This window comes from Lentimicrobium sp. L6 (genome assembly GCF_013166655.1).
In the GTDB taxonomy this organism is placed as follows: Bacteria; Bacteroidota; Bacteroidia; order Bacteroidales; family UBA12170; genus UBA12170.
In genome coordinates this window covers 1-17,169 of sequence record NZ_JABKCA010000006.1, presented here as the reverse complement: position 1 = coordinate 17,169, position 17,169 = coordinate 1, and the positions used below count along the sequence as shown (strand labels likewise).

Below are 17,169 nucleotides of genomic sequence, written 5' to 3'. Positions count from 1 at the left end.
CTCCTCTTAAGAGTCTATATTTTCAGAATGATACCAAATGTAAGTCAAAAAGTGCCTTAAGCCATTTTGATAAGTCATCTGTATTATCTCTGAATCATTACTTGTTGAGTATATTGTTGACCAGCATTTTTAACAACTAGAATATAAACACCATTTTCTAAGTTTTTAGTATTCATGCTAATATTTGGGGTATTGAATTCTTGAGAATAAACAGTAGCACCTAATACATTAACCAAATCAACTTGAGTTTTTCCATCAAGAGTCATATTGATATTCAATTGGTCTTTGAATGGGTTAGGATAAATATTGATAGCAGTTTGATTCATTTCTTCAAATCCGACACCATTCATAAACCAGTCAAAAGTTTTAACAATGATATCGTTTCTAACATCAACATCAGTGACCATGCTTGGGTCAAAACCTAAATAAACCACTTTTGCTGAGCCTGTCATAGATCTTACACCAGCACCTTTACTTGTTCCACCGTTATAATAGATGATTTGCTCACCAGTTCCAATGGGGTCAATCTCATCTGGATACATATTTCCACCATAAATATCAACGATAGAAGAAGTGCCTAAGTCACCAAAGAATTCGTCTTCAGTATTAGGGTTGATGCTATTATTAGAGGTACTTCCGTCGCCTTTATAGTCTGCATTCAAATAATTAGTATAAAATGCTTTTGTTTCGTCGGTTCCGTTTCCACCTGATTCCCATGTGTCCCAGCCCATATCTTGACCAGCTATAAATAAGTTACCACCATTGTCGATAAAGTCACTTAAAATTTCAACATTTCCATTAGTAAGACCAGGAAAAGTCCATGCTACATTAAAGAAGATATTTGAAAAGCTATTCACCACATCAGCCTCGTTTGCAGCCAATAAGAAGGATTTATAAGAACAAGAAGTATAATTTTCAACTCCAGCTACTTCAAATGCTGCATAATAATCCTCCTCTAAATCGGCAGGAGTTCCACCATTCCATGTTCCTTGGTTGTGTAATAATAAGTTAACCACATTTGAAACCACATATACTTCTTGAGTGATGGGATTAGTATTAGGTTGAGAAACAGACTGGATACTTAAGAAGAATTTTGCAAATCCAGTTTCAGAATCTGGAGTTATATCAATGCTAATTGTAGAAGCTGTCCCTGCTGTCATAGTTTCTGTAGCTGTTGTTTCGTAATTGTTTCCATTTACAATGAAAGAGCTTGTCCATGCTTCAGGAGCATTTTCTTTAGTCAATGTGAATTCAAAATCTTCATCAGTAGTAAGCAAATTAGTGAAATCCATTGTAAAAGAAGTAGTAGTATTTGGAGTTCCTTGAGCAACTATGATGCTAGGAGCAGTTAGAGAAGCTGTTATTAGAGTAGTTCCATCAATGGCGGGAATAGTAACTCCAGAATAAATTTCTTGATGCGACTCGCTAACGAAAACAGCTATATCACAATTCTCTACAATCACAGGAATGCTTGTATAATCCATAGGCATGGTGTAAACGTATGTTCGCTCTACAAAAGTTCCTTCTGTTGTAGTAGTGATTTCTTCACCCCACTGACCAGTGATTAAATGTCTAAGCATATGGTTGTGCTCGTAATTATTACCAGCTCCACCACCTGTTTGAGGGCCTAGAATTTCATTTTGTAAAATAGCTACATTAAGGAAATTACTTCCTTCTGGGCTATTTGCTGTATAATATAACTCTACATTAACTGTTAATTCACGAGTAGCTTCATTATAGCTCGTCTCGGCACCAACGTTAACAACAGAATTCATCTCGATGATTTCCATAGCCGCAGGAGCCCAACCAGAACGACCTAAAGCAGTATTTGGCGCTGTGAAAACGTGACGGTTTACTGTACCAGATGGATATCCAGTTAATCCAGTTTGATTTGCTAAGGCGTCACCAAATTCTGTTCTGAAATCTGGTTCACCACCACTTGGGTTTGCAAAACTTCCTTGGTGAATAGCGATTGGAAAAATTTGAGTAGGATAATCGTGATGAAGCTGAGCGGCAATAGCATGACCTTCAGGACAATAAACACAATGGATTCCTGTGTATTCTTCTAGCATAGCATTTCTAGTTTCCACATTGGTAGAGACTAATGTTTGCGCCATTATACCTCCAAGTGTGATTAAACTTAGAGCTAATAATAAAGTAAATTTTCTCATGTTTTGAATGTTTTAGTATTAAATAAATAGAGTGTTGTTTCAAAAGGTAAAACTAAGATAAATATTTATCAAAGTCGTGTTTGATTCCATAAAAATTTACAGAATTAAAAAAGATGGAGAAAATATTTATTATTTGTGATAATTAATCCCATTGAGATTGGTTTTTTTTAGAAATAAATAGACATAGGCATCTTCGTTTTTGTTTTTAGATACATTATTAACCTAATCTTACTATTGATAGAACCATTGTAGGTTGTAATCGATTTTACAGTGCAATTGTTTCTACCATTGAGTTTTATACCCTTTAATAATGAGCTTATTATTATAAAAGTGAAAAGAGTTTTAACAGTGAATAAAACATTTTACTCTTTTAATTTGATGATTTTTAACATTTATTATAGGCTTGCATTAATGAATAATGTCATTTATATTTGCAGGGAAGATTTGGTCAAAAACAGTATATGAAAGACGCAAGTACATTGATTTCGGGTATCTATTACAAAATCAAATTGCTAGTGGAATCAAATACCCGATTGACAGAAGAAATCGAGAGTTTAAAGCATCAAAATTCTAAACTGAAAGACGAGCTAATTAGCCAAGACGAGCATTTAGTAAAGCTTCAGCAAGATTTAGATGTGATAAAAATAACTAAAACCATGAGTTCGGAAGATGACAAGGAAAGTACAAAAATTGTCATCGATGAGTTGGTGCGGAGAATTGATAATAGTTTAAATCTTTTAAATAAATAGTCTGATGAGCGATCATACCATAAAAGTGAATATAGCAAATCGCCCCTACAGACTAAAAATACAATCTGAAGAAGAGGAAGAAATAATTAGGAAATCGGCAGAACATATTGAAAAACTGATAAATGACTATAGTGGAACCTTCCATTATAATGATTTTCAAGATTTATTGGCCATGATTTCTTTACAATTAGCAAATAATTCCTTATCTTTACAAAAGCAAATCGACTATAGAGATAATGAGATGACTAGTCATTTGCAAGAGATAGATGAATTTTTAAGTTCAAAAGTCTCCTAAATATTTAAACATAGTTCTTTGAAAATATAATCCGCGCAGTTCTCAACAGTATGTAAATTCAACATTACAACAATTAGGGATAAGCTCATAAATTTTTAGAAAAGGCCTCAACCCTCACGGGTATCGGTTTACCGGTCAGTGGACTTTCGAGGAATTTGGCAGCCCTATACGTGTCTATAAAGGGGTTTACAACTCCGGGAATTGTGCGGTTTTTTTTTCTGCCTCTCCCCAACGCATATTCTGAACTTATTAAAACATTTGAAATGACTGAGATAATATTTTACTCGGTTTTCTTATTGGGAGGTGTTGGTCTAGGCTTTTTTATAGCTACTATTATAGTTAGAAAAGCCCTTGAAAAGAAAAGCATTCACCTAATTACGGAAGCTGAAGAAAAAGGAGAAGTAATCAAAAAGGAGAAAATGCTCCAAGCAAAAGAGAAATTTCTTCAACTGAAATCTGAGCACGAAAAGTATATTCAAGGAAAAAACAGTGCTATCGGAAAAGCAGAATCTAGAATTAAACAAAAAGAAACCGCCCTAAACCAAAAATTAGAAGACTTAAATAAAAAAAATGCGGAAGTAAAGGCCATTCGTGCCAATTTAAGTCAACAGCTCGAAATTGTAATGAATAAAGAAGAAAGTCTAGATAAAATGGTGAACCAACAGGTTCAGCAATTGGAAGCACTTTCTGGTTTATCTGCACAAGAAGCAAAAGACATATTAATTGAAACTGTTAAGGACGAAGCCAAGGCCAATGCCATGGTTTATGTTAATGATATCATTGAAGAAGCAAAGCTTTCTGCTGATGCTGAAGCCAAGAAAATTGTAATAGAATCTATTCAGCGTACTGCTGCTGAACATGCTATTGAAAATAGTGTTTCAGTATTCCCATTGGAAAGTGATGAGGTGAAAGGTCGAATCATTGGACGAGAAGGTAGAAATATTAGGGCATTAGAGTCTTTAACTGGTATTGAAATCATCATCGATGATTCACCAGATGCTATTATTCTTTCTGGTTTCGATCCGGTAAGAAGAGAAGTGGCTCGCTTGGCTCTTCATAAACTTGTTACTGATGGTAGAATTCACCCAGCTCGTATTGAGGAGGTAGTAAATAAAACCAAAAAGCACCTTGAAAAAGATATTTTAGAAACTGGTAAGCGTACACTAATCGACCTTGGTATTCATAATATGCATCCAGAATTGATGCGTATGGTGGGTAGAATGAAATATCGTTCTTCTTATGGTCAGAATTTATTGCAACATAGCCGCGAAGTGGCCAATCTTTGTGCAACGATGGCTAGTGAGCTTGGCTTAGATCCTAAGAAAGCAAAACGTGCTGGCTTACTGCACGATATTGGAAAAGTGCCAGATAATGAGCCAGAATTACCTCATGCATTATTAGGTGGTAAGTTAGCTGAGAAATTCAAGGAAAGTGCTGATGTGGTAAATGCTATTGCTGCTCACCACGACGAAATTGAAATGACAAGTTTATTGTCTCCAATAGTTCAAGTTTGTGATGCTATTTCTGGAGCCCGCCCAGGTGCGCGTAGAGAAGTAGTAGAAGCTTATATTCAACGATTGAAGAAATTAGAGAGCATGGCTCGTGAGTATGATGGTGTAGTGAAAACCTATGCTATTCAAGCTGGTCGTGAATTAAGAGTAATAGTAGGTGCAGAGCAAATAGACGATGCAAAAGCGGCTGAACTTTCTTATGACCTTTCTAAGAAAATCCAAGATGAAATGAAGTATCCTGGACAAATTAAAATTACAGTAATTAGAGAAACTAGAGCGATTAGTTACGCAAAATAGAAAAATCTCTACCTTAATTTATAGAAGCCATTGGTCATTTAGATCAATGGCTTTTTTTATTTGCATAAAAGTCCGTTAATTCCAGAGTGGGCCATCGATTTTTTCTAATTTTACAATCTAATTAAAATTCAATGCAAGAAACCCACCTTATACAACTATTCAAGCAACTAGAAAAGGATTTTTCTGGTGAATTCCATTATGATGAAACCTATAAGATTTTATATGCTACTGATGCTTCTGCTTACCGGGAAAAGCCTTTAGCTGTTGCAATTCCAAAAACAGAGGAGGATTTAAAACTCCTAATTCGTTTTGCTGATGAAAATCTGCTTTCATTGATTCCAAGAGCTGCTGGAACGAGTTTGGCTGGACAAGTAGTTGGGAATGGGATTATAGTCGATATTTCTAAATACTTCACTAAAATTATTGAGCTCAACGAGAAAGAAAAGTGGGTGAGAGTTCAGCCGGGTGTCGTTCGGGATGAGTTGAATCAGTTTTTAGAACCTTATGGCTTATTCTTTGGCCCAGAAACGAGTACGAGTAATCGTTGTATGATGGGAGGGATGTTGGGTAATAATGCCTGTGGTGCACATAGTTTGGTTTATGGCAGTACTCGAGATCATACCTTAGAAGTAAAAACGATTCTAAGTGATGGGTCCGAAGTTGCTTTTGGGGAATTAAGCAATGAAGAATTTGTTAACAAACTTAAAGGTAATTCTTTAGAATCGAAAATTTATCAGAATGTCCACAAGGTGTTAAGTAGCCCTGAAAACCAAAAAGAAATAAAGGACAATTATCCGGATCCTGAAATTGAAAGAAGGAATACTGGATATGCTTTGGATTTATTACTCGAAACACAAAAATACTCAAATACTCAAATACCTTTTAATTTTTCCAGTTTACTCGCTGGTTCTGAAGGGACTTTAGCTTTTACAACAGAGATTAAACTGAATGTGGTTCCTCTTCCTCCAAAACATAAGGCTTTGGTCTGTGTTCATTTGAATAGTGTGGAAGAGTCTTTAAAAGCCAATTTGATAGCGCTGAAATATCAGCCTTTTTCTGTAGAGTTAATGGATAAGGCCATTATGGATATGACTAAAACCAATAAAGAGCAAGATAAAAACCGCTTTTTTATGGTGGGAGATCCCGGTGCTATCCTCATTGTGGAATTTGCCGATGAAAATCCGGATGTGATTATCAAAAAAGCAGCTGATATGGAAAAAGAAATGAAGGCCGCTAATTATGGTTTTCATTTTCCTATTGTTACTGGTAAAGACATGACCAAAGTGTGGAACCTCCGAAAAGCAGGATTAGGTGTTTTGTCGAATATGCCGGGTGATGGTAAGCCAGCTCCAGTAATTGAAGATACTGCTGTTAATCCTCAAGTATTGCCAGAATTTATAGCTGAAATTAATTTGATGCTGGAGAAATATGGCAAGTCCTGTGTTTATTATGCCCACATTGCTACTGGCGAATTGCATTTGCGTCCGGTATTAAATTTAAAGGATGCTGGTGATGTAGACCTCTTTCATAAAATAGCTCATGATACAGCAGTAATTGTAAAAAAATATAGAGGATCTTTATCAGGAGAGCATGGCGATGGTAGATTGAGAGGAGCTTTTATTCCATTAATGATGGGTGATAAGCTCATGAGAATTTTTGAGGAATTAAAAGAGACTTGGGATCCGAAGCACATTTTCAATCCAAATAAAATTATCAAGACTCCTCCAATGAATACCTCCTTGCGCTATGAGGGGATTAATCAGGAGAGAAAAATAGAGACGATTTTCCGTTTTGATAATGGCCCAGGAATTTTAAGAGCTGCCGAGCGTTGTAATGGTTCAGGGGATTGTAGAAAATCGGCTGCTATTGGTGGAACCATGTGCCCCAGTTTTCAGGCTACTCGTGATGAAAGAAATGCCACAAGAGCAAGAGCCAACGTATTGAGAGAATTCTTAAGCCGTTCTGATAAAAAAAATCCTTTCGATCATGAAGAGATTTATGACATCATGGATTTGTGTTTAAGCTGTAAGGCTTGTAAGTCGGAATGTCCTTCAAATGTGGATGTTTCAAAACTAAAAGCCGAATTCCTTCAGCATTATTACGATGCCAATGGAGTGCCATTACGGAGTAATATGATTGCCAATATCACTACTGTAAATCAATTGGTTTCTGTTTTTCCATCTCTATATAATGCATTAATGAAATCTGCTCTTGCGGCCTTCTTTATGAAGAAAATGGGTTTCTCTACCAAAAGAAGCTTGCCATCATTATATAAAACCACCCTAGATAAGTGGTTTAAGAAGAATGGAAATTCTAATATTAATTTAGATAAGAAGGTGTATTTGTTTAATGATGAGTTTACGAGATTTAACGATACGGAGATTGGAATAAAAACCATTTTATTATTGAATTCATTGGGCTATCAGGTCATTATTCCAAAGCATGATGAAAGTGGAAGGACATTTTTGTCAAAGGGTTTAATACGTAAGGCAAAAAAGATAGCAGAGAAAAATGTAAAATTACTATCTCCTGTGATTACAGAGCAGATTCCCTTAGTAGGTGTGGAGCCTTCCACCATATTAACTTTTAGAGATGAATATCCTGAATTAGTAGATGAATCTTTAATGGAGGAGGCCAAAAAATTAGCTAAGTCTACTTTTACCATTGAGGAGTTTATTACAAAAGAGTTTGGAGCAGGAAGAATTAGTAAAAATCAGTTTACTAAAGATGCGAAAGAAATCAAGTTTCATGGCCATTGCCAGCAAAAAGCGTTGAGTGGAACGAGTGCCACAAAAACCATGTTGAGTATTCCCGAGAATTATATTGCTGAAGAAATCCCTAGTGGCTGTTGTGGTATGGCAGGTAGTTTTGGCTACGAAGAAGAGCATTATGACTTATCTATGAAGGTAGGAGAATTGGTATTGTTTCCAGCCGTAAGAGAAGCCAAGCAGGCTACAATTATCGCTGCTCCTGGTACCTCTTGCCGCCATCAGATAAAAGATGGAACTCAAAAAGAAGCAGAGCATCCAGTAGAAGTTTTGTATGCAGCACTAGTGAGATAAAAATATATTATCCCTATAACGTTTGTATAGTTATTTTTGCTAAGTTTGTGGTATTATTAATTTTACCACTTATAATTATGAAAAAGATTCCTACATTAATCTTGTTATCTGTGATGGTTGCCACCAGTTTTTTATCATGTGAAAAGACGAAAACAGAGACCATAGAAACAATTATTCACGATACTGTTTTTTTAAAGGACACGCTTTTTTTGCACGATACTATTTCGAATAATGATACTCTGTTTTTAATCGACAGTATTATTTTTCAAGATACCGTCGTATTAATAGATACTATCATTATTCATGACACAGTGATTATTAATGATACCAATGAGTTTGCATACCTTTTTAAGCATTATGAGTTGGACACTTATGAAGTATTGTTTTATACCTTCCCCACAAATAAGTCTTCTTATGAGATTTGTAAAATGAACAGTGATCAGATTGGCTATGAGGTTATTGATCAGGGGATTGTTTGTTATCCAGTATGGTCAGAAGATGGTGAGCATGTCTATTATATTGATTATAACAGGACGGGGGTGATCAAGAAAAGTACTATTAACCACAATGACCCTGGTGAGCTTGTTTATGAAATTGATAGAAATGTAAGTTTTTTAAAACATCATGAAGTTTTAGGTGCTTTTTTGTTTCAATATAAAGAAAATGGTAAATATAGATTATTGGCTTATAACTATAATTTGGGGACCGTAAAAGAATTATCACCTCCAGGTGCTCATGAAGATAATCCAACTTGTAGTAAAGTTGATGATTGGATTTATTTTAGTAAGCTAGTAAATGGCACAAAAGATATATATCGAAGAAAATATGATGGTTCAAATGAGGAAGTGGTTTATGAAGATGCTGAATTTAACCTACATGCTTTTAATGTAAGTGCTGATGGAAAATTTTTAATCACACCCAAATATATTGATGGGAATGGTTATATTGTATTTTATGATATAAAGCGAAAAAGAATAATTCATGAATTAAGATTGCCAGTTGATGATTATCCACTTTGGGCTAGTTTGTCGGATGATAATAAAGCTGTTTTCTTTGTCAATGGAATAACTCAAGATTATAGCAATCCTTGGCATTTATATCGAATGGCATTAGATGGTACTCAGTTATTTCAAATGACTAGTTTTTCTGATAGAGTATGTGCTAGACCTTTGGCGAAATAACCGCTCTATTAAGAAGTTCTAAGAAAACATTGGGGCTAAAAAAAAATACTCAATTCTTTGAGGGCTTCTATACTACTTTCTCATAAATAAAAATAATTATAGCTTTGGAGAGAACTCTAAAGCTATAATTATTAATAGGTCTAGGCACAAAATAATTTTTACATTTGTGTTTTCCTTTTGTTGGTGTTTTTCGATTGGGATATCATCATAAAAGAATTACAAACAGAAAACATATTCCTTAATGCGAGTTTTTATTTTAAGTACAGGTAGAAATGGTTCTACCACCATCGCTAGAGCTTGTCACCATATTACCAATTACAGTTCTGGTCATGAGACTTTGACTAAGAAATTTGGCAAAGAACGGTTTCAATATCCCCAAAATCATATAGAGTCTGATAATCGTTTAAGTTGGCACCTAGGCCAATTGGATTTATTATTTGGTGATAATGCTTTCTATGTACATTTAAAAAGAGATCGTGATGCTGTGGCTAAAAGTCATATGAGTAGATTTTATAAAAAATATAGTATCATCGAGGCTTTTTGTGAAGGAATAAGATTGACTCCTACCATTAAGCTTAATGAAGCTCAAAAACTTCAGGCTTGTTACGATTATATTGATACTGTTAATATAAACATAGAAGCTTTTTTGGCTAATAAAACCAAAACTATGGAAATGAGCCTCGAGAACTTAGCAGAGGATTTTCAAGTGTTTTGGAATAAAATAGGAGCAGAGGGAGATTTTGAAAAAGCAATGATCGATATTAAAACCCGGCATAATGCAACCGAACAAAGTGGATTTAATGAAGTCGTAACCAGATATAAGATGATACTAATTCATGAGTTTAAATATATAAAGCATCATCTATTTAAAAAGAACTGATTTCTCTTGACAGAAATTACAATTATATTGGATATATTTTCTTTAGATCCCTAGAGAGTACCTCCCAATTTAGATGTTCTTTTATGGCCACCATGGCATTCTCCGACATTTTTGTATATAGGTCTTTTTGCTCGTATAATTTTAGAACCTGAGCCGAATAATCGTCAATATCTCTATCCTTAAATACTAAGCCACATTCATAATCTATTGCAATATCTTTTTGAGCAGTACAGTCACTCACAATAATTGGTTTTCCGAAAGACAAAGATTGAAATATCTTATTGGCATAGGTGGTGTCATGATGGATATTTCTATGGAGGGGACATATTCCTATATTGCTTGCTAAAATATAAGAAGGGAATAATTCAAAATTTTGCCAACCCACAAAATCAACATAATTCTCAAGGTGGTTCTCATTGATTAGATTCTTTAAAATCTGATCTGTCCTGCTTTTTCCAACAATGACTAATTTAATATTGGGGATTTTTAAAATGAGATTATTCATGGCTTTTATGGCTGTTTCCAGACCTCTTCTTAATCCTGTATCCCCTAAGTATAATAAGGTATAATGACCTTTATATTTCTCGGTAATATTTGCGTCAATAGTGTAGTCAGTATAAAATCTCGATTGAACAGAATTTGGAACCACATAAAATTTACTGGGGTCGACATCCATTTCTTTACAATAATAATCTTTAGCAGCGTTGGTTATTACGATTACTTTATCAGCTTTCTTTATATATTTATATTCGCCACTCTTCCACCTTTTAGGGCTGATTAACAATTTACCAAGTAGGGAATGGGTATGAGAATAAAATTTCATAATCTCAGGCCTGTTCTCATGTAAATCGAAAGTGATGGGGAGCTTGAAAGTCTTATTAATATCAAATACGCTTTTAGCAATAGGGAGATCGTGAATGTGGATGGCTTCAATTTTAGTATTCTCAATAAACTTTTTCAAACTTTGTTTAAAGAATAAATGATAAATAGGAAGATCGTAAGCTAGGGCCGAAAATTTATATAATAATGTTGGTGGAGATACTCTGTGAACATGAATTCCTTTTATGTTTTCTTCAGCTTTTTGTTTTTTTGAATAATCAATACAATAGAGATGAATCTCATGTCCAGCTTCTATTAAAGATAAGGCTTCGTTTTCCACTCGTGGGTCGGGTGGGAAATGGCTGTCCAGTATCATTCCTATTTTCATATTCAATAATATTTTAATGGCTTAATTATTGTACAAAAGTAAATCAATTAAGAGCTTTATCGAAATATATTTAAAATTTTCGGAAAATGATTTTTTGAAGATAATTCTACATATAAATAGGTATTTATAATAAGAAAAGCTTTTGTACATTTGAAACTTAATTGACTAATGAAAACCTTATGAAAAACATCATATTCTTAATCCTTAGCTTTGCCTATATCGGCATGGCATCCTCTCAAACGGATTCCCTAAAAGCCCTTTATGTAAATGATTTTGCCGACATCATCGATATCCCCAAGTCAGAGAATAAGCTTTTAGAATATGCTCAAAGTCATGGATTTAATTATTTAATTATCTATAATATCACTAAGATTCATCGAAATCGATTTCCATTAAATAACAAAATGACTGACGATCCTTTTGCAAATTTTATCAGCAAAGCAAAAACACAATATGGTATAAAGAGGATTTCGGTAGTAGGGGAGCAGGCTACATCTTTTGATCCCATTTTGCAGTATAATTTAAATCATATCGATAATGAAAATGAATTGGTGGATGGTTTTAATTTAGAATTTGAGTATTGGAATTCAAAGTTGACCAAGCCAGAGGGTTATTATTGTAAGACTTATTTGGAAAAACGAGGTTATCCATGTGGCAGGGCAGCAGCCTTTTATTTTTATATGGAGCAGCTAAAGGTACTTAGAACGGTCGCTAGTGAATTTGACATCAAGCTGGAATCTTATGTGGGAAATGTAACTAAAGATGAAATGCAGAAACTCATTCAATATCTAAATACCATCCATGTTCACTATTATAGAAAAGACACCAAGAATATAGCGAAATACAAATCTAGTCGTATAGAAGCTATTATTGATGGAAAATCGAAAGTAGAAGTTTTTCCCATATTTTCCGCACGCGATAAGCATATGAAACCATGGCTTCAAGATCATAATATCGACGAAGTGATGCCTATATTTCTAGAGATGTTAGAAGATAACGACGATCTAAAACCTATCATTAATAATATAAAAGGTCACACTTGGTACCGTTATTCTGATATGCCCGAATAGAAAGTTTTTGCTATCAAAAGGAATAATATATCCCCATTTCAATTCCAAGCTTATATAATGTTGCCGAAGTGTAAATATATTCCTAATTCTCATCTGGTGGCATAAAACAAATATTAAACTTATTTCCCAGCTCTTCACGCTGGGCTAAAAATATTGTGCTATACTGCAGTTTTTAGTTCTAAGCTTTTTAATCAGAGAAAAGCATTAACAATAAGAAGAGTATCAACATCTGGAAGAATAGTTGTGGCCCGACAAAATAGCAAGCTAGCTTTGATTGAATTGAATTAAGTTTAAAATCAGAAATTCTAAAAACAAACCCACGCAAAGTTTACAAAAACTTCTGCAAGAAGTTTACGACCGCCTTATCAGAAAGACGTTAAGCGGAGCAAATAGCTTGAAGGAAATAAAAACAATACTGTTTGACGCTCGTTAGTGACAATTCGCAGAATGTCGCTATAAGGAGGAGTTTATGCTGACATGCAATCGTCAACATTTATTGTTTTTCCGGAAAGCTATTTGTGGGGTAGGCTTTTTGATACAGCGGTTGTTTTTGCTACCCTTTTTCAAAAAAAGGGTAAGAGACAGAAAGAAAAATTAGTTTGTATTTATCGAGATGTTCTGAATAGTATGTGAATCTCCGATTCAGGAATTATTATATACAAAAAAACCAGAGTAAAAACTCTGGTTTCGTGCGGATGAAGGGACTCGAACCCCCACGTCTCTCGACACTAGATCCTAAGTCTAGCGCGGCTACCAATTACGCCACATCCGCAATTCGAGTGCAAAAATAGTATTATTTTTTAATATACAATTATCATTTTAAATATTTTTTGATTCTTCTAGCTCTTTATTTCATTCCTTTGCTGCTTAGGCAACCATAATCAATTAATTAGGGTCTTTCATTTTGTTTAAACCTGAGTAAGATTTAAAATGTTATTCTCAGAAAATCAGAAATGTGTAAGATTTGTTTTTGGAATATCGCAATAATAGCGAGCTATTTTAAGATATTTCAGATGCATAGTTTATGCGTTTATGGTTTTTCCTTGGGATTTATACAATTTTTAATCAATCTTCGCAAGTTTGTTATACTATTTATCAATTATATATGCTGAAGATTGTATAAAGCTGAGGAGAGATTTTATATCCCTACCAGGTTTTAAGATTAAGATATTATTTTGTTATTTTTGTGTGCACACAAACTACACCAACAATTACCAACATGGGGAAATTTTACATTCGTCTATTATATACACTTCTGGCTATTTCTATATTTAGTATATCCTATGCTCAAGGTACTTCTAATGAACAGAAGTTTATTGATAGAGAAAAAATAGCTAGTAATTCCATTCCAAAAGATGAAAATTCAAAATTTGGTTTGAATGTAACACCAAATAAAACGGCTATTCAAATAGTTGAGGAGTTATTAGGAGAAGGTTTTTTTTATGGGACTAATGTTTTTAATGCAAATTTAATTGGCCCATCAAACGCCAATGGTTTTTTTGTGGGATACGCCTCTAATATTGGAATGCCCTCAGGAATAGTTCTAACCTCTGGTGATGCAAAAGATGCCGAAGGGTTCAATAGTTCACAGGGTATTACTGTAATTAATGGAACTAGTGGAGATACTGATTTAACTGCTATTGCTGGAGTACAAACTAAAGATGCATCTGGGATAGAGTTCGATTTTATACCAGAAACAGATACTATTAAATTCCAATATGTTTTTGGATCAGATGAGTATCCTGAATATAATAATGGACCTTTTAATGATGTGTTTGCTTTTTTCTTATCTGGAGATGATCCTACAGGAGGGGTTTATGTAAAAAAGAATATTGCTCTAATACCTAATACTGATGATGCTATTTCAATTATGAATGTTAATTCTGAAGATAATAATCAGTATTATGTGAATAATAATTTTCAGCAACAAGGAACTGTTGAATATGATGGTTTTACAGTTGAGTTAACGGCTTGGGCTGCTGTTGTTCCTTGTACAGAATATCATATTAAAATTGTTATTGCAGATGCTCAAGATGGTCAATTTGATTCAGGAGTATTTCTTAGATCAAATAGTTTCACTGCGGCACAAGTAGAAATTATACCAGAATATGCCCATGCCAGTATATCTAACTCGGTAGAAGGTTGTAACGATGTAACTCTAAAATTTGGTATCGATGCCAGAACTGAAGCTACAACAGTAGATTTTACTGTTTTACAAGGAAGTGGACAAGCTCAATATGGTATTGATTATACTACAGTTCCTCCTCTTCCTAATTTCCCAATTGGGAGTTTTACCTATGCTGCCGGAGAAACTTCTAAAACATTGAAAGTGCTTCCTATTGATGATGGGATTGCTGAGGCTCCTGAATTGTTTCAGGTAGAGTATACCCATTACTTGGGTTGTGAAGGAAGCTCAACAGATACTGTTACTGTTCAGATTGAAGACCATGAACCAGTTGCTATCCAGGCGCTTGGGGATTTAGAAATTGCCTGTGGTGAAAGTACTGAGCTTTCCGTTGTGGTATCCGATGGTTATCCCGATTATACATACTCATGGTCTGAAAGTGGCTTCGGAAATGTAAGCTCTATTGATGTATCACCAACAGCTAACACAAGCTATACCATAAGCGTTAACGATGAATGTGGTTATAATAATGAATATACTTTTGATGTTGAAGTCATTCAACCCGAAGCTTTCATCACAGGCGAGCAAGAAATATGTTCTCTCGAAACAATTGAGCTGCAAGCTTCAGAAGGTACTGCCTATCTATGGGGCGATAACTCCACTGCACAAACTCTTGAGGTTACACCTTCGGTAACAACAACATATACCTGTTTGGTAACAAGTTCTGATGGATGTCAAGCTTTAGCAGAAGTTACGGTTCCAGTGCTTCCTTTACCTAGTATTACCCTAACAGATTTTCCCAATGCCTGTGTTACTCTTTCTTCCATTTTGCTAAACCATGGCATCCCTAGTGGAGGTGTATATAGCGGACCTGGAGTTACCGAAAGTGGAGGGAATTATTATTTCAATCCAAGTCTATTTGCAGTAAACTCTATACATGAAATCTCTTACACTGTTTCTGGTGACAATGGATGCATAGATACAGAAACCAGTGATATTACTGTAACAGGTCTTCCAATAGTGACTTTTTCCACTAATAATAATGTGTTTTGTGTAAACGAAGGTCACAAAATGTTATATGGAGGTTCACCATCAGGCGGATATTATTCTGGCCCTGGTGTGATTTCAAATGGTACTATGTTTGATCCGAATTCCCCAGAAACAGGACCAGGAACCTATTATTTAGAATACCATTATACCGATGGTGCGGGATGTGAAAACTCTAGTATAGAGGACTTTACTGTTGCGGCTATGCCAGAGGTTACTTTTGGTGAAATCCCATTGGTTTGTGCAGGTTTAGGTAGTATTACTTTAACTCAGGGCTCTCCTGCTGGAGGTGAGTATTCAGGGCCTGGAGTTAATGCTGCCGGAGTTTTTGACCCTGCTGCGGTCGGTGGTGATGGAACCTATGAACTTCAATATTTTTACACTACCCCTGAAGGTTGTGATGGTTCTGCCGACCAACAAATCTCTGTTCAAACTACACCTAGTCCACCCACATCTATCTCTTCTGATTATCTGTCGTTTTGTACTGCAGAGATACCAAATAAGATTACCTTAAGTTGTGAAGGTTCAGACCTTTCTTATACTTGGTATGCTAACGATTTAAATGGAACATCAATTGCCCTTGGAAAATCAATTTTAATAGATCCTCCATTAGTGACCACCGAGTATTTTGTACGTAGTGAATCGCCTGGTTGTGGAGAGTCAAATGCTTTGAGTATTACGGTAGAGGTATTTGAAAGCCCAACAGCTGAATTTAGCTTGTATAATATTTGTGATGGAGAGCAAGTAGATTTTACCGATCAGTCCATAAATGGAAGTATTAGTCAATGGGAATGGTCATTTGGCGATGGAGGAACTTCAAATGAGGTGAATCCTAGCCATACCTACACCAGTTATGGTACCAAAAATGTTATTCTTACAGTTACCACAGATGATAATTGTTCTAGTATTCAAAATCATGAGCTTAATGTCTATGATAATCCAGTGGCTGATTTTTCTGCAGATGATAATTGTTTGGGTCTTGAAACTGTTTTTACTAATAATTCAAATGCACCCATTAGTGATATCACTTCTTATAATTGGACTATTGATGGGAATGTCTTTAATACTGAGGATCTAAGTTATACCTTCCCTAATGCTGGTACATATACGGTGAATCTAGAACTCATAACAGAGTTTGGATGTGATGACAATCAGGATCTTGAAATCACCATTTCTCCTTCTCCAGAATCTTCTTTTACTTATATTAACCCTTGTCTTTCCAATGTGGTAGAACTGACCAATACCTCTACTGCCTCTTCTGTTGATGATCCTATAGTTTCCTATCTTTGGGAATTTGATAATGGAGATAATTCTGATGAAGAAGAACTTACCTATATTTATCCTTCCAATGGGTTTTATCAAATAAATCTTACTGTTACTAATGGACAAGGCTGCTCTCACACCTTTTTCCATGATAATGTTATTGTAAACCCAGATTTTGATGTGGATATTACCAATGATGAATTTTGCATTGGCGAAGAAGGAAACTTTAATGGTGTTGCCATTCCATCAAATCTTCCTTTAGAGTATGATTGGATTTTACCTGGAGGTACCTTTGCTGACGGACAGGTGGC

At 35.0% G+C, this 17,169-nt stretch carries 10 protein-coding genes and 1 tRNA gene; 8 read left to right on the top strand and 3 right to left on the bottom strand.

Annotation, left to right across the window (positions count from 1 at the left end; all coding sequences use genetic code 11):
• Positions 1–83: 83 nt before the first annotated feature.
• Positions 84–2,171: an Omp28-related outer membrane protein gene (locus HNS38_RS02520; protein ID WP_216663619.1), complete on the bottom strand. Its 2,088-nt coding sequence runs from the start codon at positions 2,169–2,171 to the stop codon at positions 84–86.
• A 461-nt stretch (positions 2,172–2,632) separates the two neighbouring features.
• Here HNS38_RS02520 and HNS38_RS02515 point away from each other — a divergent pair, with 461 nt between their 5' ends.
• The 6 genes from HNS38_RS02515 (at position 2,633) to HNS38_RS02490 (ending at position 10,146) form a co-directional block, all read left to right on the top strand.
• Positions 2,633–2,920: a hypothetical protein gene (locus HNS38_RS02515; RefSeq protein ID WP_172283659.1), complete on the top strand. Its 288-nt coding sequence runs from the start codon at positions 2,633–2,635 to the stop codon at positions 2,918–2,920.
• Positions 2,921–2,924: 4 nt separating this feature from the next.
• Positions 2,925–3,215 (top strand): cell division protein ZapA, encoded by a 291-nt coding sequence (locus tag HNS38_RS02510; RefSeq protein WP_172283661.1) that lies wholly within the window; start codon positions 2,925–2,927, stop codon positions 3,213–3,215.
• Between the two features lie 263 nt (positions 3,216–3,478).
• Positions 3,479–5,023 carry a ribonuclease Y gene (gene rny, locus HNS38_RS02505; protein WP_172283663.1) on the top strand — a complete coding sequence of 515 codons (1,545 nt, stop codon included), beginning with the start codon at positions 3,479–3,481 and terminating at the stop codon, positions 5,021–5,023.
• Between the two features lie 131 nt (positions 5,024–5,154).
• Positions 5,155–8,085, top strand: a complete 2,931-nt coding sequence (locus tag HNS38_RS02500; protein ID WP_172283665.1) for an FAD-binding and (Fe-S)-binding domain-containing protein — start codon at positions 5,155–5,157, stop codon at positions 8,083–8,085.
• Positions 8,086–8,162: 77 nt separating this feature from the next.
• The gene (locus HNS38_RS02495) at positions 8,163–9,266 is read left to right on the top strand and encodes a DUF5050 domain-containing protein (protein ID WP_172283667.1); all 1,104 of its coding nucleotides are present in this window, start codon (positions 8,163–8,165) and stop codon (positions 9,264–9,266) included.
• Between the two features lie 241 nt (positions 9,267–9,507).
• Positions 9,508–10,146 (top strand): hypothetical protein, encoded by a 639-nt coding sequence (locus HNS38_RS02490; protein WP_216663618.1) that lies wholly within the window; start codon positions 9,508–9,510, stop codon positions 10,144–10,146.
• A 22-nt stretch (positions 10,147–10,168) separates the two neighbouring features.
• On the opposite strand, the gene HNS38_RS02485 is transcribed toward HNS38_RS02490, so the two are convergent.
• Complete coding sequence (locus HNS38_RS02485; protein WP_172283669.1) at positions 10,169–11,353, bottom strand: glycosyltransferase family 4 protein; 1,185 nt, start codon at positions 11,351–11,353, stop codon at positions 10,169–10,171.
• Positions 11,354–11,532: 179 nt separating this feature from the next.
• On the opposite strand from HNS38_RS02485, the gene HNS38_RS02480 reads away from it, so the two are divergent.
• Positions 11,533–12,423, top strand: coding sequence for a hypothetical protein (locus HNS38_RS02480; protein ID WP_172283671.1), 891 nt, complete (start codon positions 11,533–11,535; stop codon positions 12,421–12,423).
• A gap of 690 nt (positions 12,424–13,113) precedes the next feature.
• On the opposite strand, the gene HNS38_RS02475 is transcribed toward HNS38_RS02480, so the two are convergent.
• A tRNA-Leu gene (locus tag HNS38_RS02475) sits at positions 13,114–13,195 on the bottom strand.
• A gap of 447 nt (positions 13,196–13,642) precedes the next feature.
• Between HNS38_RS02475 and HNS38_RS02470 the strand changes: the two genes are divergently transcribed.
• The coding region (locus tag HNS38_RS02470; RefSeq protein ID WP_172345930.1) for a choice-of-anchor L domain-containing protein at positions 13,643–17,169 on the top strand (3,527 nt) is incomplete at its 3' end.

Coding starts and splice junctions, on each gene's coding strand:
- HNS38_RS02520 (WP_216663619.1), bottom strand. CDS start 2,171: ATGAGAAAATTTACTTTATTATTAGCTCTAAGTTTAATCACACTTGGA.
- HNS38_RS02515 (WP_172283659.1), top strand. CDS start 2,633: ATGAAAGACGCAAGTACATTGATTTCGGGTATCTATTACAAAATCAAA.
- HNS38_RS02510 (WP_172283661.1), top strand. CDS start 2,925: ATGAGCGATCATACCATAAAAGTGAATATAGCAAATCGCCCCTACAGA.
- rny (WP_172283663.1), top strand. CDS start 3,479: ATGACTGAGATAATATTTTACTCGGTTTTCTTATTGGGAGGTGTTGGT.
- HNS38_RS02500 (WP_172283665.1), top strand. CDS start 5,155: ATGCAAGAAACCCACCTTATACAACTATTCAAGCAACTAGAAAAGGAT.
- HNS38_RS02495 (WP_172283667.1), top strand. CDS start 8,163: ATGAAAAAGATTCCTACATTAATCTTGTTATCTGTGATGGTTGCCACC.
- HNS38_RS02490 (WP_216663618.1), top strand. CDS start 9,508: ATGCGAGTTTTTATTTTAAGTACAGGTAGAAATGGTTCTACCACCATC.
- HNS38_RS02485 (WP_172283669.1), bottom strand. CDS start 11,353: ATGAAAATAGGAATGATACTGGACAGCCATTTCCCACCCGACCCACGA.
- HNS38_RS02480 (WP_172283671.1), top strand. CDS start 11,533: ATGAAAAACATCATATTCTTAATCCTTAGCTTTGCCTATATCGGCATG.